The following is a 23,371-nucleotide window of genomic DNA, read 5'->3' on the forward strand; positions in this document are numbered from 1 at the left end:
AGGTTTCATGTCTTTTAGTATCGAATTTTTAGAAAACGAAGTAATTACTGGAAAACTATACAAATTTGCTATTCCTAAAACACCTGAAGATTTTGCTGAAGTGAATAATCAAAAATTAGAACTTTTGCCTAATGATAAAAAAAATATTCGCGCAATCATCATCAATGATCCTGATGAGCGGAATGGTACTTACAGATATCTTGTTGAAGATCGTGAAGGAAGTCGCACCTTTACAGTAGACGCTGGTGATTATACTATTTTCATAGGAGCTTGGGAGACGTTGGCGGATATCGATCAGTTTATCGCTGCAAGTTACGGTGAGCTTTATCAATCCAAGGACTATAGTATCTGCGGAACAACCATTATTCAACTACTCGATTTTGAGCATAAAAAAATTACATTAAAAATACCCGCTATTCGTAAATAAACATACGCCCTAAAAATAAATTGTTTTTTAATTTATTTTTAGAGCGTATATTTGATTGATTTGTTTTTTTACTCGGTACATGTTTCTGAGTGTACCAAAACCATTTTAAAACGTTTACATCTGCTTTATAGTAAATATGCAAACGTATTCAATTTATTCAAATAAAAACGGCCGCTTTATTGAAATACGACGCTACGCAATTATTTTCTATTACTTTAGTTAAACAAAGGAGAGGTTTAGAATGAATGAATGGATCAATGAAAAAGTTCTACCACCCGTTTTAAAATTCGTTAATACTAAAGCAATTACAGCTTTAAGAAATGGTATGTTATATACTATGCCATTTACAATTGTCGGATCGATTTTCTTATTATTAGCCAACCTACCAATCGAATCAGTTGCTAAATGGATCACCGATAGTGGTTTAGTTATCTATTTTAATCAGGCTTACGGTGCATCTTTTGCCATCATGTCAGTCTTTGCCGTTATTGGGATCGCCTACTCATATGTAAAGACAGAAGGCTTTGAAGGGTTACCTGCTGGAATGATTTCTCTTGTTGTCTTTATTTTATTCATGTCGCCTGAAGTCACAGATGTAGACAGCGGGATCACGATTGGCAACATCATCAACAAAGACTGGACAGCGGGCAAAGGAATGATCACAGCGATTATCGTTGGATTGATCGTCGGTTGGGTTTACAGCTGGTTTTTACGTCATGATATTCGGATCAAATTACCTGAAGCAGTTCCTGAAAACGTAGCAAACTCATTTACTGCCTTGATTCCAGCTGCGGCTTTGATCACTGGCGCAATGTTTGTTTATATTTTCTTTGATAAAGTCTTTAAAACAACATTCTTTGACTTCATTTACGACGTCTTACAATCTCCACTTCAAGGTGTGACTGATTCTTTAGGCGGTGCATTAGTACTTGGTTTCTTAGTTCCTTTATTCTGGTTCTTCGGCGTTCACGGTTCAACGATCGTCGGTGGGATCATGGGACCGATTTTACAAGCGAACTCTTTAGAAAATACAGACATTATCAATTCTGGTAAACAGCTAACCGTAGCAAACGGCGGTCACATCGTTACGCAGCAATTCTTAGATCAATTTTTAACCGTAACAGGGGCTGGTATGACGCTTGGATTAGTAGTTTATATGGTGTTCTTTGCAAGATCAGCACAATTCAAGCAATTGGGTCGTCTATCAATTGGACCTGCAGTGTTCAATATCAATGAACCAATTACCTTTGCTACTCCGATCGTAATGAACCCGATCATGGCGATTCCATTTATCTTGACGCCTGTTGTCTCTTCGGTCATTACTTACTTTGCTTTATATACTGGCTTAGTTCCTTTATTTACAGCGGTTCAAGTACCTTGGACAACACCTCCGATCATCTCTGGATTATTAGTTGGCGGTTGGCAAGCAGCGTTACTCCAAGTATTTGTTTTAACATTAGGATTCTTTATTTACCTTCCTTTCGCTAGAAAAATGGATGCCATCAACTATGCACAAGAAACAAATCAACCTGTTACAGAAGAAGTATTAGAAAAAATCGAAGCTGAGGCTTAAAAATTCGTTTTAAAATGACTTAAACATCCCTACACAGCTGATCCGTTCAAATAATTCCTCCTAGCTGTGATGGGATAGTTAAGCATTTAGTTGTATTTAACCAAAGAATTCTCTATTCCCAAAAAAATAGTAACTGTTGTAAGGAGAAGATTATATGTCAATTTTAAGAGAAAATTTCCTATGGGGCGGCGCTGTGGCGGCTCATCAATTAGAAGGCGGTTGGGATCAAGGTGGTAAAGGAGTTAGCGTTGCTGACGTTATGACTGTAGGTGCCCATGGTGTTCCTAGAAGGATCACGGATGGTGTGTTACCAGGTGAAAATTACCCGAATCACGAAGCCATCGATTTTTATCATCATTATAAAGAAGATGTAAAATTGTTTGCTGATCTTGGCTTGAATTGTTTCCGGACCTCCATTGCCTGGACTCGAATTTTCCCGAATGGCGATGAAGCAGAACCAAATGAAGAAGGATTACAGTTTTATGATGATTTGTTCGATGAATGTTTAAAATATGGGATCGAACCTGTAATCACTTTATCTCATTTTGAAATGCCTTACTATCTAGTCACTGAATACGGCGGCTGGCGCAATCGTAAAATGATCGATTTCTTTGCAAAATTTGCCCGTGTTTGTTTTGAACGTTATAAAGATAAGGTCACTTATTGGATGACCTTCAATGAAATCAATAATCAAGCGAATTATGCAGAAGACTTTGCCCCATTTACCAACTCTGGTATCAAGTACCAAGAAGGGGAAGATCGTGAGAAGATCATGTATCAAGCGGCTCACTATGAATTAGTTGCCAGTGCCCAAGCGGTTAAAATCGGACATGAAATCAATCCTGCTTTTCAAATTGGTTGTATGATTGCGATGTGTCCAATTTATCCGTATTCTTGTGATCCTAAAGATATGATGATGTCTGTCAGTGCGATGCAAAAACGGTATTGGTTTACCGATGTCCATGTTCGCGGTCATTATCCAAGTTTTATGGAAAACTATTTGGCTCGTAAAGGGTTTGATTTAGATATTACGGAACAGGATTTGACTGATTTAACGCATGGTTGTGTGGATTATATCGGTTTTAGTTACTATATGTCGTTTGCCATAAAAGATCATGACAAAGGGCCTGCTTTTGATTATGATGAGTCAAAAGATTTAGTCAAGAATCCGTATGTAGACGCTTCGGACTGGGGTTGGCAAATCGATCCGTTGGGCTTGCGTTATGCGATGAACTGGTTTAATGAGCGTTATGAATTGCCGTTGTTTATTGTGGAAAATGGCTTTGGTGCGATCGATGAACTTGAACCAGACGGTACGATCAATGACCAATATCGGATCGATTATTTGAAAGCCCATATTGACATGATGAAAGAAGCGGTTGAGTTTGATGGGATTCCGTTGATCGGGTATACACCTTGGGGCTTTATTGATTTGGTTTCTGCGGGGACTGGTGAGATGAAGAAACGGTATGGTTTTATCTATGTGGATAAGGATAATGAAGGACAAGGGTCGTTGGAACGGTCTAAGAAGAAGTCATTTGATTGGTACCAGCAAGTGATTAAGAGTAATGGTGAAGAATTGTAAGAGGTTTTGATATTAAAATAGGTAAACTAAATTGTGTTTCTACAATTTAGTTTACCTTTTCTTTTAATTACAGGTATGATCGTTTTTTGTTCATCTATCTGGTTGGGATTCAAAGTAAATTTAAAGTATAAGCATGTAGACATAGATAAATCACAGGAATCAAAAACAATCACTTATCAAGATATTTTAGATCATTAATGGTTAATACTGAAAAAAGTTTGAGTAAGATAGTGAAGTAAAAACAGCTAAATAATTTCTAGATAATCAAGTGAGTCAATAATCAGAAATAACTCTCATCATTGGTTTGACTAATCTGCGTTACTAGATTCTATGCTTTTGCACCACTATTTTTTACAGCGTTATTCACTGGAAAGACCACCACGTTTCTTTTTCTGCGCTCGATAGCCTCCAAAAAAGACTGCGGGTAGTTCATAGCCTACACTGATTCCCAATGAAATAGCAATCGCAACTTTTACAACATAAATCATTGATTTACTCAAATTGGATGTATTGGATACGAAAAATTCATACGTGAAATTGTATAAGCCCACACCTGGAACTAAGCAAAAAATACCACAAATCAAAAAGACAGTGACCGGTGCTTTTTTACTATATGCAGCTTCTCTAGATAAACAAATCAGGATTAAAGATGAAACAAACGTAGCGAGTATATTCTGTCCTGTATATGTATCAATTATATAGTAGATAATCCAACCTGTGGCTCCAATCGTTCCACACGTTAGATAGTACTTCTTAGGTACGTCAAATAGAATTGCAAATGATAACGTTCCTAAAAAACTAAAAAATAATTCCAATAGTATTTTAGATATAATCAATGCCCACTCCTCCTTACCTAACTAAATAATTTTAAAGCAATTCCAACACCAATCGAAACACATAATGCAGTGATGAGAGAGTTCAATATTTGACTCCATCCAGAACTATAATTCCCATCGAAAAGATAGCGTATCCCGTTAGAAATAGCGACACCAGGTAAAAGAGAGATAATACCACCTGAGATTAAGCTCACTAAATTTAAATGAGGAAAAACTTTCACCACTAAACATGCCGTCAAACTAACAAGAAAGCTACTGGTCACATTTTTTAGGATATGAGAAAATTTTATTTTATCTAGCACAAAAAGAGTATAAGCTCCCATAACAGCCCCTAAAAGTAACGCACTCAATGCATCTAGTAGCGTTCCACCCAATATATAACAAAAACCAGCACTGCCTATAATATAAGCAAAAAATTTCTGTACTGTAGAGGAAAAACGCTCGACTTTAATTTCTTCCAATTGTTGTTTTGCATCATAAGGTGTAATAATTTTTTCTGAAAGATTTCTAGATAAAGTATTCAGACGATCAATTTTCCCTAAAGAAATAGGCGATATAGGAACATAACTCACTCGAGCATTATCGGGTTTATTTAAAGTAGAACAGGTCAAAAAAATTCTATCAATAGACACAAATCCATTAAAACCCTCTAACTCTAGTGAATTGGCAAGATGATCGATAGTGGATTCGATGCGCGAAACTTCTGTTCCATTTTCAAGCATTGCTTTTCCTATATCAAAAATCAATTCAAATTTTTCTTTTTCATCCATAACTAAAAACACCTTCCTTGATAATAGATAAAGCGAAAATCAACTGAATCAATATTATAAAATGAATTTTACGCTAATTTACCAAAATTGAACAGAGCTAGCTTATTTTTTACCCATTACTACTTATTATTCTTAGATAAAATAGAGCTTGGGACTTACGTCCCAAGCGCATTTAAAATAAGCTAATTACACAGTTTTTCTACCTTTAAAACCTTCTAACTATTTTTACATAGTGTAAACCAACCAGCAAAGGTTAGCATCATAATGATTAAAATCACCCCAAGTATATTAGAAAATTGAGTTGTTTTACTCCCAGTACGAGGAAGTGTTCTCCCCTTCACAGTCCCACCAACCAAAGGTGTTCCATGCCTTGATGGTCCATTATCTGAAGGTGTTTCTGGTATCTTATCTTTTGGCGTATACGTGTTGGTAATATCAAATCCTTCGATTTTTGATGTATAATTCGGCACATCATTTTCGTTCACAGTATAGACAATTTCTTTTCCGTTTTCATATTTTGGTAAATCAGAAAATTCATACTGCCAATTGTCATTTTTTGTAACCTCTTTCGACGCAATCTTTTCACCATTCGCCATTAAATTTACAGTAATAGAATCTGGTCTTTCATTATGCTTATTCTGGTCATCTACCCAGTATTTATTTCCAGAAATTTTGATTGTTTCGGGAACATGGATATTAGAAATGATGATTTCCTCTTTGTTCGTATCATCAATTTCTACGTGATAGTTTTCTGGGACATCTATCTCTACAACAGTATATTGAATGTCTTTCCCATAAGCTCTTGCAACTAGTCCTTCCCATTTATGGGTCCAATTATTTTGTTCACTCAGTGTAACCGGCTTCCCAGTATGAACTCCATCAGCTTGAAGTTGAACCAAGATTTTTTTTGGTCGTATACCATCTTGATTATTACCATCTATCCATTTTTTCATAACCGATATATCCGTCACACCAGGTGTATATTTATTTACAATATTCGTTCCATCTACTTCTGGCGTATAATCTTGAACAGCATCTTCACGGACCGTATAGTTGATTTCTCGTCCTTTATTATTTTTAGGTAAGTTCGTAAAGCTATATGCCCAATTGTCCTCTTTTGTCACAGTTTTTTTAGCGACTTCATGTCCATCAGCATCTAAACGCACCATGATCTGGTCTGGTCTTTGTCCTTCTACATCGTCATTATCGTCCCAGATTTTGATTCCATGAATCTCTGTTTCTTCTGGTACATGCGTATTTACGATCATAAATGATTGATCATCTTTTTTCTCTATTGAAGATTTATATGCCGTGTCTATTGTAATTTCCTCTACAGAATAGTCAATCACTTTTCCAGCTTTTCGTTCACCCAAGTCTTTCCATGCGTATCTCCATTGATTTGCATCACTTAATTCAACTGGTTCACCCACTTTTTCACCGTCTGCTAAGAGCTGGACATAAATTAATCGTGGTCTCAAACCATCCTGATCCTCATTATCTCGCCACTCTTTCGTAACATTAATGAATGTTTTTCGAATGTTATGCGTATTGACGATATTTAACTCATTATCATTTTTTGGTTCTTCTGCAGAAAACTGATAGTCTGGAACTGCTTCTTCTTTTATTGAATAAACAATATCTTTCCCTTTTTCTTTTTTAGGTAAACCTGTAAATCCATATGTCCAATCGCCGTTTTTATCTGGCTTAACAGTCTTGGTCGCTACAGGCTCTGGTCTGTCATTGGCTATCAGATGTACTTTAATTTCTGCCGGGCGCATCCCATCCTGGTCGTCATTGTCTTTCCAAATTTTATTCCCTCGAATTTCCGTTTCTTCTGGTTTATAGTTATTGGTCAAGGTAATTTGGTACTCATTTTCCTTTGTTACTTCAACCTCGTATTTTCCAGTATCGCTGACTTCTTCTACCGTGTAGTTGATTTTTTGTCCATTTTCACGTTTTTCTAAGCCTTCCCAAGTATGATTCCACTCGTTCTTTTCATTTAAAGTGACTGGATCACCGATTGTTTTTCCATTGCCCTTTAATTGTACTTGGATCTCATCAGGACGAATCCCATCTTGGTCGTCTTTATCGTTCCATTTCTTTTGTACGCTGACGTTGGCAGGCACTGGATTATATTTATTTGTCATATCAAACCCTGAATAAGACACTTCATAATCCTCAACGTCTTGCTCTTTCACTTCAAAATGAATCAATTTTCCTTGGTTATTTTTGGGTAGGTTGGTAAAGACATATGACCAATTTTTCAATGCATTCGTCTCTTGCTTATCAAGAAGCTTCCCATCCTCATATAATTCTATTATAATTTTGTTTGGTCGATTTCCCTTTTCATCTTGATTGTCATCCCAAATTTTCTGCCCTCGAACTTCTGTTATCTCTGGCGTGTAATGATTGGTCAAAACAACTTCGTAATCGCCAGCTTTTGTCATCTCTACAGTGTATTTCCCAAGATCACTTACTTCTTCTACCGTGTAGTTAATTTTTTGTCCATTTTCACGTTTTTCTAAGCCTTCCCAAGTATGGCTCCAATCGTTCTCTTCATTTAAAGTGACTGGGTCACCTATGGATTTTCCATTTCCTTTTAATTGCACTTGAATCCCTTTAGGTCGAATTCCATCTTGATTCTCTTTATCATCCCACGCCTTTTTAACAGAAAATTCTGTTAATTCAGGCTGATAATTATTTGTAATAGCGTAACCATCATATTCAGGTTGATAATCGGAGACAGCTTGTTCTTTAACTGTATAGTCGATTCCCTTTCCATTTTCATTTTTTGGTACATTCGTAAATTCGTAAGTCCAATTTTTTTGAGCCGTTGTTTTTTGTGTATCGACTAATTGGTTGTTTGCATATAGTTCGACAACAATCTCATTAGGACGATTCCCTTGCTTATCGTTATTATCATTCCAAGTTTTTTTACCTTTTATCTCTATTACTTCTGGTATATGTTTATTTGTAATAACCACTGAGTTAGTACCATTTCCATTTATTTCTACTTCGTAGCCAGGGACTTTTGAAATTTCTCTTACTTCATATCGAATAATGGTTCCATTCTCTTTTTCGTTAAGTTCAATCCATGTATATTGCCAATTGTTGTTTTCATCTAATGTCTCAGGATTCCCTACTGGTTGATCGTTTCCGTATAATTGAACATCGATATTTTTAGGACGAATGCCATCTTGGTTCTTTCCATCATCCCATTTTTTCTCAACAGAAATATTAATTTTAGCGTTCTCTTGAAAGTTTTTTACTTCGCCAAGCTCTTTACTATTTTTTGAACCGCCTAAATCTTTGGTTTCAATTTTAAATTCTATTACTTTAGGATTTTCAGGAGCTTGGTATCCTTCTGGAGACTTTGTTTCTGCAAAATAATAGTCCCCTGTTGTTACCTTGTTCACCGTAACTAATCCATTAGCATCAGAGATTATATTTGCTTTTTTTAATGTATATATTCCGTCAAGCCCTTTTTTGTACAGATCAAATGTAGCTCCTGAAAGCTTTTCACCTGTATCACCATCGATTTTTTTAAAAGAAACATCCGAAACTTTTCCATTAATCTCACCTTCTGCTACGTTCCAATCAACCGATTCACTTAAGGACCATTTCTCACCTTCTGATCCATCTTTGTAGTAAATTTTTACGGTCGCTTCATTGTGTAGTTGGGTATTTTCTGTTAATAACTCCAATGGTTCAGTATCATAATCGATGGCTACTTCATCTAATACCGAATCATTTTGTATCGCATAATCAAGTTCTTGTTGAATATAGGGCCATATATTGTAGCTAAATGAACTGTAATACGTATTTGTAGGATCCATCCTTAATTCAACAGTATTTTCTTTGATTGTTTTATAATCAAAAGCAATCGTTTTAAAGAAAGCCTTCTCCCATCCCCAATCATCAGCTGACCAGTTTTCATTATACATCGTCATTGAGACAATCTGCTGATCCTTCGGTGAATCTTCTATTACTATACGATCAACTTGATCAACATTATTCTCACCTATAGCATCCATTAGCCTTCCTATACCAAGATTAACTTCCCATTCAACAACTCTTTGAGGAAGATCGTATTTATCGGTCTGGGGATTATATTTGATTTTATCCATAACTTTTCCTGATTTAGTCAATTTTTGAGAATCTCCTACACCAATCGCTCCTCCTCCTCCTGGGGAAGAATATTTCGGAACCTTAACCGTGATAGCACCTCCTGGTAATGGTAATTTAATTGTTTCATCTCCTTTGACATATATTTGATTTAATTTATAGGCCATTTTAAATGATCCAGATATGGATGAATGGGTTTCCAAATAATCGGTTGTAAATTCCATATTAATGTAATACCCTTCTAAATCATTTCCCAATACACTTGCCAAAGCAACTTCTTCTCCATCCAGATCAAATAATGGGAAATTAAACTGATTCACAATTTTGAATTCTCCAGGAATAGAAAACGTTAACACATCATTTTGATAAAATGTATTGTCTGGAATCTCCCAATCATAAGTTAAGTAGTAAACTTCTTCAATTTCCATTGTACCGCCATCATAAATTGGTGCACCATCTTGCTTCGTTAGTTTGGATTGAGTAATATACTCATCTCCATCATATCTTTCTGCTCCCATTGCCTCTATAAAAGGCAAAAAATTTGTTAAGGTAGATGCTAAAAGAATAATTGTTAATGCCGCATTACAAAAGTACCTCATTTTTTTTCTTACTAAAGTCATCATTTCCATTCCTCCAAAAATTTTTTTAAAAAATAATTTTATCATACAAACAAAGATAGATTTTTCAAAACCAATCTGTTTAAAATAAAAATAAATAACAAATAAATATAACGTAATATCGAAATCGAATATTTTTAAACAAAGTTAAAAATCCCAATTTTTCTAAATTCCCTGGTTTTTACAGTATATTTTATTTTATCAACGTAAATCCAGAGAATAAGCACCAAAAAAAGAGCACACTTCTCCATCATTCTCCATTTCAATTAAAAAATAAAATAAAAATATAACGCACATATTCCATGAATTTATTTTGTTAAGATAATAAAAAAAATTCTCTTTATTATTTCTAATAACTTTGTAAATCAATACCTTATTGCTACAAATAAACAAAGACCAATTTATTCAATTAAAAAGAGTCTAGATCTTATCTAAACTCTAACCCGACTCATTTATACCAATAAAGTTCACTATTATTTTCTAAATAACCTCCTCATTTAAAACTCAAATTTAAATAACTATCTTGATTTCTATTTTTCTACATACTATTTCACCTCCTTTGAATAGTAAGCGCTACCAAAAAAACTGTTGAATTTGAAGTCATTTTGAATCAAAATGACTTCAAAACAAAATAGTTATAAACGTCAATCCATTGCTCGCTTTCCAACTATTTTGTTCCTTCTACCTAAATACTAGTTCTATTGATTTTTTCTCTCTTGTGTTACGCTATCTTTTTGGAATAAGGATCTTTTATACATCAATTTTTTCAATATTTGTTGCTTCCTTTAACCACTTTTTAGATTGAGAAATCGCAATTGGTATCGCTCTATCCTCTGATAATATCCACTGATCAAGAACTTATTTATTTCATTTTCTTAATAGTTAAGCAAAGAAACTGCCTCCCGTGATCGAATAAACTTGCCCAGTAACATAACTAGCCTCATTTGAAGCCAAAAATACATAAACAGCGGCTAATTCGGCCGGTTGTCCAGCTCGTCCAATCGATTCTTGTTGCCCAAACTCCGGTATTTTATCGGCTGGTTGTCCGCCGCAAATTTGTAACGCCGTCCAAATTGGACCTGGAGCAACAGTATTCACACGAATACCTGAAGGCGCTAATTGTGCTGATAATCCTTTACTGAATGATGTAATTGCGCCCTTTGTCGCTGCATAATCTAATAAATTTGCACTTGGCTCTGCACTTTGAATAGACGTCGTTGTAACAATACTACCACCTTTTGGTAAGTAGTCTAATGCTTCTTGTACTGCCCAGTACATTGATATAATATTTGTCGTATAAGTATCTACAATTTGTTGCGTAGATAACTCTTTAATATTCTCCACGGCTTGCTGCATTCCCGCATTTAGAACTAAAATATCTAAGCCGCCTAATGCTTTAGCCGCGTCATGAATAAGTTTTCGTGTAAATGGTTCCTCTTTTAAATCTCCGGGTAATAAAACAGCTTTACGCCCTTCTGCTTCAATCAACGCCTTAACTTCTTTCGCATCGGCTTCTTCAAAAGGCAAGTAATTAATTGCCACATCCGCTCCTTCTCTAGCATAAGCAATCGCTGCTGCACGACCGATCCCTGAATCACCGCCTGTGATCAAAGCTTTGCGCCCTTCAAGTTTGCCGGATCCTTTATAGGAAGATTCTCCACAATCGGGTACTGGTGTCATTTTTTGTTGCAGTGCTGGTGCTTCTTGCGATTGTTTTTCAAACTTACCGTTGTGAAACTTTGTCAACGGATTTTCAACTTTTTCTGTCATATTGATTCCTCCCTTGTAGTTACTATCAATAAAAAATGACTCATCATTTTATTCCCTTACCCTAATACAAAATATAAACCGTGACAAATCATCTGTTTGGTGAGGAGAAAAAGAAAATCAGTTTCTTTGGATTATTTATCAAAACACTCTATAATTAATCACGATAAATCGATTTAATCATAAAAAATAGGTCTTAAGATGGATGCTAAAATATTACAGAAGGATTACAATAACATTACATCAGGTTGAATGAGCTAGCTTCATACGCTTGTCTCTCGGAAAAAATAAAATTTGCGTACAACAAAAAGCAGCATAAATTTATTCCTACATTTTTTGTTGAGATCAAACAAGCTCGTTCAGCTTTTAAATTTTAGGAGGAAAAGATTATGAAAAACAGTAAAACTAAAATTGGCTTGATCGCTTTGATCGTCGTTGTTTTAATCGGCGTTTTTGGAATCAGCCAATACAATGGATTGGCAAAAAAAGAGCAATCTGTTGAATCGCAATGGAGTCAAGTTGAAAATGTGATGCAACGTAGAGCAGATCTCGTGCCTAACCTAGTCAACAGTGTCAAAGGTAGCATGCAACAAGAACAAAAAGTCTTTGGTGATATCGCTAAAGCCCGTGAAGCATATGGTTCGGCTAACAATGATTCAGATAAAATCAAAGCCAGCCAAGAATTAGATCAATCTGTAGGTACATTAATCAATGTCATCAATGAAAATTACCCAGAATTAAAATCAAATGACAATGTCCAAACTTTAATGACTCAATTAGAAGGAACGGAGAATCGGATTTCAGTTGAACGCAAACGTTACAATGAAGTTGTAAAAGAATACAATGAACAAGTCGTTTCATTCCCTAAAAATATCTTTGCAAATATGATGGGTCTAGGTAAGAAGGATTACTTTAAAGCTGATCCAACAGCCAGCACTGTTCCTTCTGTGAATTTTGATAATTCTACTAGTACCTCTAGTGGGAAGTGATGAACGATGAAATTTTTTAGACGAGGTTTATTACCTAGCTTATTATTTTTCCTTGTCACCTTTTTTATAAGTTTTCAAGCACCAGCATTTGCTGAATCATTGCCTAACTCACCTGATCGCTTCTATCTAGATCAACCAGGAATCCTTGATGAAACAACTAAAAATTTAGTTGATCGAAAAGGAGAGAGTTATAAACAAAAATCAGAAGCACCTCAAGTTGTTTTAGCTGTGATCGATTCAACTAACGGTGACAGTATCGATAGTTATGCGCCTGACCTTTTTCAGAAATGGAAAATCGGAAATCCAAAAGAAGATAATGGGGTTTTGATACTTTATGCAGTAAACGGTGGCGAACGAAATGTTCGAATTGAAGTCGGTTATGGTCTAGAAGATGTCATCACTGATAGCGTTGCTGGAAATATTCTACAACACGCCAAGGATGAGTTGAAATCAACTAATGACGCTTCTATCAACAAAGGTTTGCAATATACATTTCACGCAGTAACTACCCTGATCGACAAACATTATGACTACCCTGCTGATAAAAATACCTTGTCAGATGACGAAATAGATCAAGTTGCATCAGAGGATAGTTCTGATGGAGAAGGATTTTTTAGTATATTTTTCCTCCTTTTGATTCTCATACCTTTTCTACTTTCTAGAGGAGGGCGTGGTGGTCGCGGAGGACGTGGAAGTGGTCCTTGGTATTGGGGCGGCGGAGGTTTTGGCGGTGGCTCTTCAAGCGGAGGCGGCAGCTTCGGCGGTGGTGGTGGCTTCTCAGGAGGCGGAGGTTCTTCCGGAGGTGGCGGCGCCAGTATTTAGACTTTTAAATACGCCTATTTTATTTAAATAAATCAAAAAAAGTTGCTTCTGCTCCTACTATTTATTCGGATCTTTTAAGGCTAGGATATGACTCGTAGAGTTATGTCTTAGCCTATTTTTTTATTCCATTCCAATTATACACGATCATTAAAAACAAAAGTATAGACATTTAATAAATATAATGGTATATTGTTTTTGTAATCGATTACAAATAGACTATAAAGGACTGATTAGTATGAATGGTTTTATGGATTCTCTTGGGGAAAAGATCATGCCGCTTGCAAATAAACTTGGACAAAATCGATATCTCTCTGTTCTGAGAGATGCATTTATGTTGTCTTTTCCATTAACAATGTTCGGATCGATCATTGTTGTTATCAATAACTTGCCTTTTTTCAGCGATGCGACAAAAGGAACATTATCCTCATTATTTGGTAACGGTCAAAATGCTACAATGAGCATCATGGCCGTCTTCGTTACGTTTGGTATTGGCTATTATTTGTCTAAATCATATGATGTTGAAGGGATTTTCGGCGGCGCTGTTTCATTTGCTAGTTTTCTCCTATTAACTCCTTTTATGATGACCCTTGAAGATGGTACAGAAGTATCTGGCGTATTATCTTTAGATCGTTTAGGTGCTAAAGGTATGTTCATTGGTATGATCGCAGCCTTTCTTGCTGGTGAAATTTATTGTAGAGTAACCAAAAAAGGCTGGCAAATCAAAATGCCAGATGGTGTACCGCCTGCAGTTGCTAAATCATTTGCAGCATTGATTCCTGCTATTTTAACGTTATCTGTTTTCCTATTTATCAACGCGATTGTAACCGGTTTATTTAACACCAACCTTCATGATGTTATTTATGAATTGATTCAAAAACCACTAGTTGGTTTAGGTAGTAGTTTACCAGCCACGTTGATTGCTCTATTCTTTGTTCAGTTTCTATGGTTCTTCGGATTACATGGTCAAATTATCGTTAATTCCGTGATGGATCCTATTTGGAATACATTAATGTTAGAGAATCTGGATGCGTATAAAGCTGGGGAAAAATTACCACATATTATTACAAAACCATTTATGGAAACTTTTACTGTCGGACTAGGCGGTTCTGGTATGACCTTAGCGGTTATTTTGATCATGGCGTTCATCATGAAGAAAAAACAATACCGTGATATTGGCCGTTTAAGTTTAGCACCAGGAATTTTTAACGTAAATGAACCCGTGATTTTTGGTTTGCCGATCGTTTTAAATGCGACCATCCTAATTCCGTGGGTAGTCGCGCCACTGATCGTTACGGTGCTTAATTATCTTGTAATGGCCGCAGGTATTGTGCCACCTCCAACTGGTGTATCAGTTCCTTGGACTGTTCCAATTTTCTTTAGCGGCATGTTGGCTACAAATTCCATCTTAGGTGGTATATTACAACTTGTGGATCTATTGATTGTTGGTCTACTTTGGTATCCATTCCTGCGTCTATTAGATAAAGAAAAAGAAAGTGCGATTTAATTGCACTTTCTTTTTCTAATAAACATCGAGAGCAAAAGTACCTCCTTTGGAACTTATGTTTTTGTCTCAAACTCTTAATTGTCTATACATTCATAATCAGTTACAATACAGGAGAGGAGGTTGTAACGATATGAAGCCAAAATATGAAGAAATCGCAGATACATTGCGTGAACGAATAAAAAATAATGTATACAAAACAGATACCTTGATCCCTAACCAAACGGATTTAGTAAAAGAATTTAATGTGAGCCGAATGACCGTAAAAAAAGCAATCGGTATTTTAGTCATGGAAGGTCTTTTATACTCTCAGCGTGGTTCTGGCACTAAAGTATTGAATCGTTCTTTTTGGGATAAAGATACTTCGCCTGCCAATGAATATGATGGTCTTAGCAAACAAATGCATGATCGTCATAAAAAATTGAAAAGCCAAGTCATTTTATTTGAAGTCGAATTCCCTTCAAATGAAGTTCAAGAACGTCTAGCTATTTCTGAAGAACAGCCTGTCTATAAGATCATCCGACTTAGAATTCTTGAAGATGAACCTTTCATTTTAGAACATACTTATATGCCTTGTGATTTAGTGCCTGGTCTAACAACGGATATCTTGAAAGACTCTATTTATACGTATATTAAAGAACAGTTATCTCTCGATTTTGCAGGGGCTTACCGAAATATTCAAGCGGATAAATCCGATGAATATGATCAGCACTATTTAAAATGCAAAAAAGAGGATCCTGTTCTTGAAGTACAGCAAGTTGTCTATTCAAAAAATGGACGACCCATTGAATTTTCTTGTAGTAGAAATCGTTATGATCAAAGAAGTTATTCGATTTTAAATGTTGATTATGCATAGATCGAAAAAAGAATGAAGCTCGGAATCCAAATAAACGGTTGGGACAGAAGCAATTCCTTCTGTCCCAACCGTATTCTTCATTTATTGATCTGTTAATCTATTTGTTTGAGCCACCGTTTTGAACCAATGACCAGATTTCTTGATCGTCTTGATTTGTGTGTGGATATTTGTAGAGATAAACCCATAGCGATTCTTATACGCATTTGCCCATGACCAACAATCGATTGGCGTCCACAAATGGTAGCCAAAACAATTAGACCCTTCTTCCATTCCTTGATGAATCCATTGTAAATGTTCTCGAATAAAATCAATACGGTAGTCGTCTTCAACAACACCCGCCTCATTCATAAATCGTTCCTCACCAGAAATTCCCATACCATTTTCAGAGACAAACCACGGAATATTATTGTAGTTATCACGAATGTTGATCGCAATATCATATAATGCTTTCGGATAAATTTCCCAGCCTCGATCGATATTCATTCGACGTCCAGGCATATTATACTCATCAAAATAACGATTTGGTAACCATGCACCTACACTGTTTGGTGCAACATCTGGGGCTTTTACACGATTTGGATGATAGAAATTAACACCTAAAACATCAATCGTATTCTCTTTGATCAAAGCCAATTCTTCTGATGTACTTTCCCAAAGAACGCCATCTTTGATAAATAAATCAACTAACTCTTGTGGAAATTCCCCGTGAACAGCTGTATCTAAAAACATACGATTATTAAAAAGTTCCGCAATGTTTGCTGCTGCTAAATCTTCTGGATTATCAGAAGCTGGATATGTTGGTGTTAAATTTAATATGATCCCGATTCTTCCACCTTCGTTTTGCAGTCCTAATTTTCTATACGCTTGGATCGCTTTTGCAGAAGCTAAATTTAAATTATACGCCACTTGCACTGCTTTTTTACCATCTACGATTTTCGGATAATGGAATTGGTGTAAATATTCACCTTCAACAACAACGATAGGTTCATTGTGTGTAAACCAGTCTTTCACCCGATCACCAAATAATTCAAAACATTTTTCAGCAAATTTCACATACAAATCAACCACATGTTTTGATTCCCAGCCGCCATATTTATGATATAGCTCCACTGGCAAGTCAAAGTGGTGTAAATTCATAACAGGACGAATCCCAGCTGCAATGAATTCATCAATCACTGCATTATAAAAACGAGCTCCCTCTTCATCTATGGTGCCTGTTTCAAAATCATCTATCAAACGCGTCCATTGAATCGATGTTCGAACACTATTCAATCCAATTTCTTTCATCATCGCAATATCTTCTTTAAAACTATTATAAAAATTTGACGTCACATCTGGGCCTACTTGATCATAAAAATCGGTTGGTTCGATCTCATACCAATGATCAAACATATTCGCATGTTTTTTATTAAAACGTCCTTCACTTTGTGGACCTGACGTAGCAGCTCCCCACCAAAAGTCTTCTTTAAATGTTCTTTCCATGACTATTCCTACTTTCATCAACTGGTTTTCCAACCATCTTATTCACTATTATTATAAAGGCAAAAATTACAAATGTCTATACTTATACTTTTAAAGTATGCAAAAAAAGAGTAAAGATATTCTCTACTCTAAACTCGTATTTTGAATAACGCGATTGATGACACAGAATTTTTGTTCGCTCTACTATTTAATACCAATAATGTTAATTAATAGGTTGAATTTTCATCAATATCCACTTATTATCATTCTTTTTATATTCCGCTCGCACTTTTTGAGGATATTCTTTTCCATTTGGCGTTTTTATAACAAAACGAGTGTCCGCTACTATTTCCTCTTTTTTATTTGTCATTGTTTCTGTTTTAACGTTTAATAGAGTATTTACTGGTAAACTTGGATCTCGATTTAATTCAGGTAAAGGTGGGCACATTTGATCCATCAATTGTGCATCCATTCGTGTTTTTAAAGAGGCTCTTTTTTCATTATTCGTAATTTCAGGAGAAAAGTTATAAATATCATAGACTAAAGTTTCATTATAGGCTTTAAATTCTTTTTCTGCTTTTTTTTGATTTTTTTTGACAATCATTGCAATTGACCCAATTAATAAACAAACGATTACGACTGTCGCTATTGAAATAAGTACTGTTTTTTTCTTCATTCACTAACTCCTTAATTTTCATCAACCTATCGTTAAATATAATTGTAGTGGCTCATTAACCATTTTCCTTCTTTTTTTGTGTATATTTGTCGCATTGTTAATTCATTCTTAGTAGTAGATAATTCCAATTTAAATGAAACAAGTATTGTAATCTTTGAATCTTCAAAAGAATAATTTGTTGTTTTCATATTCGTTACTCGTAACTGTTTTTCCTTTTTTTGATTATCAACTTGAATAATCGGACAAACTTGACTCAAAACAGAAGGTGTCATTTTTTTAGAAAGATACTCTTTTCGTGAAAGATACTCATTATATGTTTGATAACTTGTAAATTCATGGACTAGTTGTTCATTCGCTTCTAAAAAGGACTTCTGAAAAATAATAGACTGAATAAAAAAGAACAATACAACTCCCCAAATGATAACATTACCAATAAGTAATACTTTGGTCTTTCCAATCTTTCTCACCAATTCTACCTCCTTTTAAACAACAATTTTTTTACAGGATTTCTTTCAGGTATTGATTAAATGATGTTTCAGTCAATCCACCATAGACTTTTTGAACAATCCTTCCTTCAGCGTCAATAAATATCGTCGTCGGTAAAGCTGTTAATCCATACTTTACCATGCTATCACTAGTTTCATCAAAATAGATAGGCATTGTCAGATTTTCTTCTGTCATGAATTGCTGCGCTTTTTCTTTTGTTTCTCTATATCCATCTGTTTGGTTGACTAAAATAAACTGTACATCTGCCCCCTGATTCACCGTTTCTTGAAAAATAGGCATTTCTTCCCTACATGGAGGACACCAGCTTGCCCAAAAATTTAAAACGATTGGTTTTCCTTTGAAATCAGATAATTTTTTCACTTGTTGTTCAGAATCTTTAAAACTTATATTAAAGGCTTCCTCTGTAATCTTAGCAGTTGGTGTCTCAACATTCTCTATAGGTAATTCTGGAATGGCTTGTTCTTTATTACTTAGATATTGATAGGCAAAAAAACTTCCTATCATAACAAAAATCAAAAGTAATAGTAATGATATCGTCTTTCTATTTTTCATGTTCTTCTCCTTCGTTTTTGTTTTTTAGTAAAGACTATCTTGACACAAATAATTGCAAATAATTAATCCAGCCAGTCATCATGAATAGTCCAACTATGACTAATAAGAGTCCCGATAGTAAATTAACTCTCTGATAATTTCTTTTAATCAATGAAAACGTCTTTTTGAAAGAGTCTATAAAAAGGGTACAAATAATAAAGGGAAGTCCCAACCCTAAAGAATACACACCTAATAAAAAACCACCTGACAACATGCTTCCTTGTTGAGACGCAATTAACAATGCTGTTCCTAAAAATGTACCTAAACAAGGCGACCATCCTAAAGCGAAAATCATTCCAAATAAAAATAACGAAAAATAGGAAGTAAAATTTCCAGAATATTGAATTTTTCCGAACCCTTTCATATGAAAAGGTAGTTTGATCAATTGACTCATTTTTAACCCTGTAATTATCACGATTACACCTGTAACAAATTGAATCTGCGAACGATAGCTAATTAAATATTGATTGATTATACTAGCAAATACACCCATCATGATAAATATAAGAGTAAAACCTAAAATAAATGAACAAATTCTTAGTAAGTCTTGATATTTCGACTTTTCACTTGTAGAACTTCCTAAAAAATAAGTACTATAAACAGGGAGTAATGGTAAAATACATGGCGAAATAAACGTAAGGATTCCTTCTAAAAATAACACTGCAACAAACATTAAAAAACAACCTTTCTATTAAACAATTACTCTACTTTACCACAGATTTGATTTTTCCTAAAGGTCATTAATGACAACAATCTGATTTAGAGAATACTTCTGAACAAATCGACTTCAATTATAATTGTAACTCTTCAAATAGAACTCAATAAAGTTTGAGTAGATTGTTTGATCCATTAATTTGTAGATGTACAAGAAATTTTTTACTTCATTAAGGAGCCGTAATTCTATTTTATCTATTTGTTTTCTAGCTTTTTTTGAAGAGTTATTTTACGGAACAAAAAAAGAGCACTGAAATACTCTTTTTTTGTTTTTCTATAAACTGAACTATTTTAGGATTATGGCTCGTCCTAAATACATTTAGAGAACTTTAACTTCTAAAAGTTTTTGAAGGTAACCACTTGTTTATTTCTTGCAAAAGATATCCAGACATTTTCATTAATTAGATAACTATCTCCAACTTTTCTAGCCGCAGGATACATTTTTTTGAAATCATTTTCTCTTAAATTATCGAACTTGATGTCCATGGTATTGCTTGTAGGTCCAGCATAATAAACGTATTCAAATAGGTTTTTGGTACTAATAAAACGCTGAACTTGTTGGGCATTCCCATAAATTCTTCTTGAGTATGACAGTTGTTCATCATCCAAAACTTTTGCTACTTCATCGGCTGTCATTGAACTAGACAAGCCAGAAAGTGTGTACGTATTTTTTTCAATGGCCTCTTTCACGACTGGGTTCAATAATGGATTTTTATTTTTACGAGTAGTAAATTGAGTGACATCAATGACCGTTTTATTGACACTAGGCTCCTCTTTCCCAAAAGTAAAATCTAGTGGGAATTCACCTGTGTAACGTTCATGTTCAACTGTAATTGGAATATCATTTCCTTGAGCGTCTTTTCCTTGTCTTGTGTAAGTGAATCGTTGTGCATTAATTTCTGTTAATTCTAATTGTGCCCCATAGTTCATTCCTAAAGAGAGTGATGCACGTACTTTATTGTCTCGTACGACGTCGAAATAGCCATAATCGCCTCTTGTTTGTCCTGTAGTTTTATCAAAAAATTCGTAACGTCCTGTTTTATCATCATAGCGTGCTAAGCCTAAATAACTTTGATTATAAGCAGAGACGTCATTCCCTTGTTTATCTAATGCAACTGTTCCTTCCCAGAAATGTTCAGATAAAATGGATCTACCTTCTTTTGAACGATCAATGGGTCCTGTTTGCGTTGTTAATTCAGGTAAAGTTGTTGTAAACTCTAATGCTCCTGCATAAGGCACATGTTCTACTGTTACCTTTCCATCTGAGCCATCTGCTTGTTTTCCAGTTCTACTGTATGTAAATAAATGGTTATTTAATTCAACCATATCTACCGCAACATTATAGCCTAATTCAGAAAAAAGAATTCTTTTCTTTCCATCTTGCGTAATAAAAAATGTTCCTCGATCATTTCTTGTTTGGCCTGTTGCAGCATCAAAAAATTCATAGTGATTGCTTTTTGTATCATATTTGGCTAGTCCAATAAAATTACTATTTTGAAGGGTCACATCGTTCCCTTGTTCATCAGTTACAATCGTACCTTGCCAATTGGTTGATCCTAAAATTTCATTAGAGTCCTTTTGTTGCGAACTATAGTTGCTAGGATCAGAACTAGTTGCAAATGCTGAGTGGGGTTGCCCCACACTTAATAAAAGTGACGAAGAAAGTGCAATGAATCCGACGAATAGAATATTTTTTTTCATGAAATAACCTCCATTAATTAGTATAATACTAGTATACCTTTTAAATATAAACAAATTGTAAACAAAATATAAATTTTGCTACTTTTTATAAATCATCTAGATTAAAATATCTAAATATACTATTTTATATTTCAATTACTGGGAAGAACCACCGTCGTTTTAAGCCGTAGGTATAGCTATTCTATATCGGTTTTATTGATAAAAGAATTTAATCTCCAAGACAAAAAAAGAGGCGATTTTATTCGCCTCTCACTAAATCGATTATTTTTGATAACTATTTGCGATTTCAGTAATCAATTCATTATCCGTTAGACCCGTCACCTCTTTGACTACTTCAACTACGTCTTTTTCTTTTAATAAATTTTGTAGTTTTACACTTTCTGTATCTGCTGGATCATTGTAACTTAAAATCATTGCCACGACATCCATCAAATTAGTGTACGTTAAATTTCGATCTTTTAGTTCACGAATCGGTCGAATAAATCTTTCATCATAACCTAGTTTGCGAATCGGTGTCCGCGCCACGCGATCAACGCCGTCAGAAATGTATGGATTTTCAAAACGCCCAACAATTTTATTGATATATGCTTGATGATCTACTGGATCAAAGCCCCACTTGTTGATCAACAAGCTACCTGTCTCACCAAGAACAGCTCTTAATTTTGCTAAAACTTCGGGATCTTCAATCGATTCACCTATCGTTTTGTAGTTTTTATAGGCACCCACATACGCTACAGTAGCATGTCCTGTGTTGACAGAGAAAAGTTTACGTTCAATATAGGGTTCTAGATCTTCTACATATTCTACACCAGCTAAATGAACGGCTTTGTTTTTAATTTGAGTTTCATCAATAACCCACTCACTAAATGGTTCAACCGAGACAAACAAAGGATCTTCATGGTGTTGTATTGGTACGATACGATCAACAGCAGCATTTGGAAAACCAATATATTTTTCGACATACGCTAGATCTTCCGCATCCAAAAACTCTTTAACTTTGCTGAATAAAAATTGACTACCGCCGATCATATTCTCACAAGCTATCACATCTAACGGAGTTTCAATAGTTTCCTTGCGGCGTTTTTGAATTCCCTTAGCAATTAATTCTGCGATAAAAGGTAAAATAGTTGGACCGATCGCTGTGGTGACGATATCTGCTTTAAAGACTGAATCGATTACTGCTTCGGGATTGTCTTTATTGTTTATCCCATCAACATTTTCAACATGGATACGTTTTTTGCTAGCATCTGCTAGCTCGATATCATAGACTCTATTTTCATGTAATGAGTTAATGATAGTTTCATTGATATCTACAAAATCAATTGAGAAGTCATTACTTGCTAAAATTTCACCAATAAATCCTCTACCAATATTACCGGCACCAAAATGTGTTGCGCGCATAGTTATTTAACCTCCTGTAATAATCTGATAATCTCTTCACTTGTCTTTGCATCTGCTAATTTCACAACATTTTCCACATCCGAACAGAATAATGCGATTTTTTGCAAGATCTCTAAATGTTCATTTTCAACTCCGGCAATCCCAAATAAAAGCATGGCCACATCGTCTGTATCATCTTTACCAAATTGAACACCACTAGGAACTTGTACTACGGAAATACCGCTTTTCTTCACAAATTTTTTCGCATCGTCTGTCCCATGAGGAATGGCAATAAAATTACCCATATAGACTGAAACTAATTTATTTCGTTCAATCATCGCTTCTATGTAGTCAGGTTCGACACACCCAGCATCGACTAACAACTGACCCGTTGATCGAATCGCCTCTTCTTTAGTTTGATACGCTTGATCAACTAAAACCATATTTTTTTGTAATTCCATATTTTTTCCTCC

18 protein-coding genes and 1 pseudogene are annotated in these 23,371 nt (G+C 35.0%); 7 read left to right on the forward strand and 12 right to left on the reverse strand.

Annotated features, from left to right (window positions below; all coding sequences use genetic code 11):
• The first annotated feature begins 7 nt into the window (after positions 1-7).
• The 3 genes from IGI43_RS07895 to IGI43_RS07905 all read left to right on the forward strand — a co-directional run bounded on the left by IGI43_RS07895 (position 8) and on the right by IGI43_RS07905 (position 3,585).
• The gene (locus IGI43_RS07895) at positions 8-427 is read left to right on the forward strand and encodes a hypothetical protein (protein ID WP_438757263.1); all 420 of its coding nucleotides are present in this window, start codon (positions 8-10) and stop codon (positions 425-427) included.
• A gap of 241 nt (positions 428-668) precedes the next feature.
• The gene (locus IGI43_RS07900; protein WP_438757264.1) at positions 669-2,000 is read left to right on the forward strand and encodes a PTS sugar transporter subunit IIC; all 1,332 of its coding nucleotides are present in this window, start codon (positions 669-671) and stop codon (positions 1,998-2,000) included.
• A 154-nt stretch (positions 2,001-2,154) separates the two neighbouring features.
• On the forward strand, positions 2,155-3,585 hold the full coding sequence (locus IGI43_RS07905) for a 6-phospho-beta-glucosidase (protein ID WP_438757265.1): 1,431 nt from the start codon (positions 2,155-2,157) through the stop codon (positions 3,583-3,585).
• A gap of 359 nt (positions 3,586-3,944) precedes the next feature.
• Here the strand turns inward: IGI43_RS07905 and IGI43_RS07910 are convergent, their stop codons facing one another.
• The 4 genes from IGI43_RS07910 to IGI43_RS07925 form a co-directional block, all read right to left on the reverse strand.
• Entirely contained in the window at positions 3,945-4,421 is a 477-nt protein-coding gene (locus tag IGI43_RS07910) for a threonine/serine exporter family protein (RefSeq protein WP_438757266.1), read from the reverse strand.
• A 17-nt stretch (positions 4,422-4,438) separates the two neighbouring features.
• On the reverse strand, positions 4,439-5,191 hold the full coding sequence (locus tag IGI43_RS07915) for a threonine/serine ThrE exporter family protein (protein ID WP_438757267.1): 753 nt from the start codon (positions 5,189-5,191) through the stop codon (positions 4,439-4,441).
• 215 nt (positions 5,192-5,406) lie between these two features.
• Positions 5,407-9,939 carry a Cna B-type domain-containing protein gene (locus tag IGI43_RS07920; RefSeq protein WP_438757268.1) on the reverse strand — a complete coding sequence of 1,511 codons (4,533 nt, stop codon included), beginning with the start codon at positions 9,937-9,939 and terminating at the stop codon, positions 5,407-5,409.
• A gap of 876 nt (positions 9,940-10,815) precedes the next feature.
• Complete coding sequence (locus IGI43_RS07925; protein WP_438757269.1) at positions 10,816-11,703, reverse strand: SDR family oxidoreductase; 888 nt, start codon at positions 11,701-11,703, stop codon at positions 10,816-10,818.
• Between the two features lie 386 nt (positions 11,704-12,089).
• Between IGI43_RS07925 and IGI43_RS07930 the strand changes: the two genes are divergently transcribed.
• The 4 genes from IGI43_RS07930 to IGI43_RS07945 all read left to right on the forward strand — a co-directional run bounded on the left by IGI43_RS07930 (position 12,090) and on the right by IGI43_RS07945 (position 15,868).
• Positions 12,090-12,689, forward strand: a complete 600-nt coding sequence (locus IGI43_RS07930) for a LemA family protein (RefSeq protein WP_438757270.1) — start codon at positions 12,090-12,092, stop codon at positions 12,687-12,689.
• A 6-nt stretch (positions 12,690-12,695) separates the two neighbouring features.
• Positions 12,696-13,511, forward strand: a complete 816-nt coding sequence (locus tag IGI43_RS07935; RefSeq protein WP_438757271.1) for a TPM domain-containing protein — start codon at positions 12,696-12,698, stop codon at positions 13,509-13,511.
• Between the two features lie 235 nt (positions 13,512-13,746).
• The gene (celB, locus tag IGI43_RS07940; RefSeq protein WP_438757272.1) at positions 13,747-15,015 is read left to right on the forward strand and encodes a PTS cellobiose transporter subunit IIC; all 1,269 of its coding nucleotides are present in this window, start codon (positions 13,747-13,749) and stop codon (positions 15,013-15,015) included.
• Positions 15,016-15,145: 130 nt separating this feature from the next.
• Positions 15,146-15,868 carry a GntR family transcriptional regulator gene (locus IGI43_RS07945; RefSeq protein ID WP_438757273.1) on the forward strand — a complete coding sequence of 241 codons (723 nt, stop codon included), beginning with the start codon at positions 15,146-15,148 and terminating at the stop codon, positions 15,866-15,868.
• 81 nt (positions 15,869-15,949) lie between these two features.
• On the opposite strand, the gene IGI43_RS07950 is transcribed toward IGI43_RS07945, so the two are convergent.
• From IGI43_RS07950 to IGI43_RS07985, 8 genes and pseudogenes are all read right to left on the reverse strand, one after another.
• The gene (locus IGI43_RS07950) at positions 15,950-17,350 is read right to left on the reverse strand and encodes a glycoside hydrolase family 1 protein (RefSeq protein WP_438757274.1); all 1,401 of its coding nucleotides are present in this window, start codon (positions 17,348-17,350) and stop codon (positions 15,950-15,952) included.
• Positions 17,351-17,552: 202 nt separating this feature from the next.
• The gene (locus IGI43_RS07955; RefSeq protein WP_438757275.1) at positions 17,553-18,005 is read right to left on the reverse strand and encodes a hypothetical protein; all 453 of its coding nucleotides are present in this window, start codon (positions 18,003-18,005) and stop codon (positions 17,553-17,555) included.
• Between the two features lie 32 nt (positions 18,006-18,037).
• The gene (locus tag IGI43_RS07960; protein WP_438757276.1) at positions 18,038-18,472 is read right to left on the reverse strand and encodes a hypothetical protein; all 435 of its coding nucleotides are present in this window, start codon (positions 18,470-18,472) and stop codon (positions 18,038-18,040) included.
• Positions 18,473-18,503: 31 nt separating this feature from the next.
• Positions 18,504-19,064, reverse strand: coding sequence for a TlpA family protein disulfide reductase (locus IGI43_RS07965; protein ID WP_438757277.1), 561 nt, complete (start codon positions 19,062-19,064; stop codon positions 18,504-18,506).
• A gap of 34 nt (positions 19,065-19,098) precedes the next feature.
• Positions 19,099-19,776, reverse strand: coding sequence for a cytochrome c biogenesis CcdA family protein (locus IGI43_RS07970; protein ID WP_438757278.1), 678 nt, complete (start codon positions 19,774-19,776; stop codon positions 19,099-19,101).
• An 821-nt stretch (positions 19,777-20,597) separates the two neighbouring features.
• Positions 20,598-21,518 (reverse strand): annotated as a pseudogene (locus tag IGI43_RS07975) (DUF4822 domain-containing protein); the annotation flags it as partial.
• Between the two features lie 261 nt (positions 21,519-21,779).
• A complete protein-coding gene (locus tag IGI43_RS07980) occupies positions 21,780-22,919 on the reverse strand; it encodes a mannitol-1-phosphate 5-dehydrogenase (protein ID WP_438757279.1) in 1,140 nt (379 codons plus the stop codon).
• 2 nt (positions 22,920-22,921) lie between these two features.
• Positions 22,922-23,359: a PTS sugar transporter subunit IIA gene (locus IGI43_RS07985; RefSeq protein ID WP_438757280.1), complete on the reverse strand. Its 438-nt coding sequence runs from the start codon at positions 23,357-23,359 to the stop codon at positions 22,922-22,924.
• Between the last annotated feature and the right edge of the window lie 12 nt (positions 23,360-23,371).

Origin of the sequence: Enterococcus sp. AZ126 (genome assembly GCF_051714545.1) — a bacterium.
In the GTDB taxonomy this organism is placed as follows: Bacteria; Bacillota; Bacilli; order Lactobacillales; family Enterococcaceae; genus Enterococcus_L.

Coding starts and splice junctions, on each gene's coding strand:
- IGI43_RS07895 (WP_438757263.1), top strand. CDS start 8: ATGTCTTTTAGTATCGAATTTTTAGAAAACGAAGTAATTACTGGAAAA.
- IGI43_RS07900 (WP_438757264.1), top strand. CDS start 669: ATGAATGAATGGATCAATGAAAAAGTTCTACCACCCGTTTTAAAATTC.
- IGI43_RS07905 (WP_438757265.1), top strand. CDS start 2,155: ATGTCAATTTTAAGAGAAAATTTCCTATGGGGCGGCGCTGTGGCGGCT.
- IGI43_RS07915 (WP_438757267.1), bottom strand. CDS start 5,191: ATGGATGAAAAAGAAAAATTTGAATTGATTTTTGATATAGGAAAAGCA.
- IGI43_RS07920 (WP_438757268.1), bottom strand. CDS start 9,939: ATGATGACTTTAGTAAGAAAAAAAATGAGGTACTTTTGTAATGCGGCA.
- IGI43_RS07925 (WP_438757269.1), bottom strand. CDS start 11,703: ATGACAGAAAAAGTTGAAAATCCGTTGACAAAGTTTCACAACGGTAAG.
- IGI43_RS07930 (WP_438757270.1), top strand. CDS start 12,090: ATGAAAAACAGTAAAACTAAAATTGGCTTGATCGCTTTGATCGTCGTT.
- IGI43_RS07935 (WP_438757271.1), top strand. CDS start 12,696: ATGAAATTTTTTAGACGAGGTTTATTACCTAGCTTATTATTTTTCCTT.
- celB (WP_438757272.1), top strand. CDS start 13,747: ATGAATGGTTTTATGGATTCTCTTGGGGAAAAGATCATGCCGCTTGCA.
- IGI43_RS07945 (WP_438757273.1), top strand. CDS start 15,146: ATGAAGCCAAAATATGAAGAAATCGCAGATACATTGCGTGAACGAATA.
- IGI43_RS07950 (WP_438757274.1), bottom strand. CDS start 17,350: ATGGAAAGAACATTTAAAGAAGACTTTTGGTGGGGAGCTGCTACGTCA.
- IGI43_RS07955 (WP_438757275.1), bottom strand. CDS start 18,005: ATGAAGAAAAAAACAGTACTTATTTCAATAGCGACAGTCGTAATCGTT.
- IGI43_RS07965 (WP_438757277.1), bottom strand. CDS start 19,064: ATGAAAAATAGAAAGACGATATCATTACTATTACTTTTGATTTTTGTT.
- IGI43_RS07970 (WP_438757278.1), bottom strand. CDS start 19,776: ATGTTTGTTGCAGTGTTATTTTTAGAAGGAATCCTTACGTTTATTTCG.
- IGI43_RS07980 (WP_438757279.1), bottom strand. CDS start 22,919: ATGCGCGCAACACATTTTGGTGCCGGTAATATTGGTAGAGGATTTATT.
- IGI43_RS07985 (WP_438757280.1), bottom strand. CDS start 23,359: ATGGAATTACAAAAAAATATGGTTTTAGTTGATCAAGCGTATCAAACT.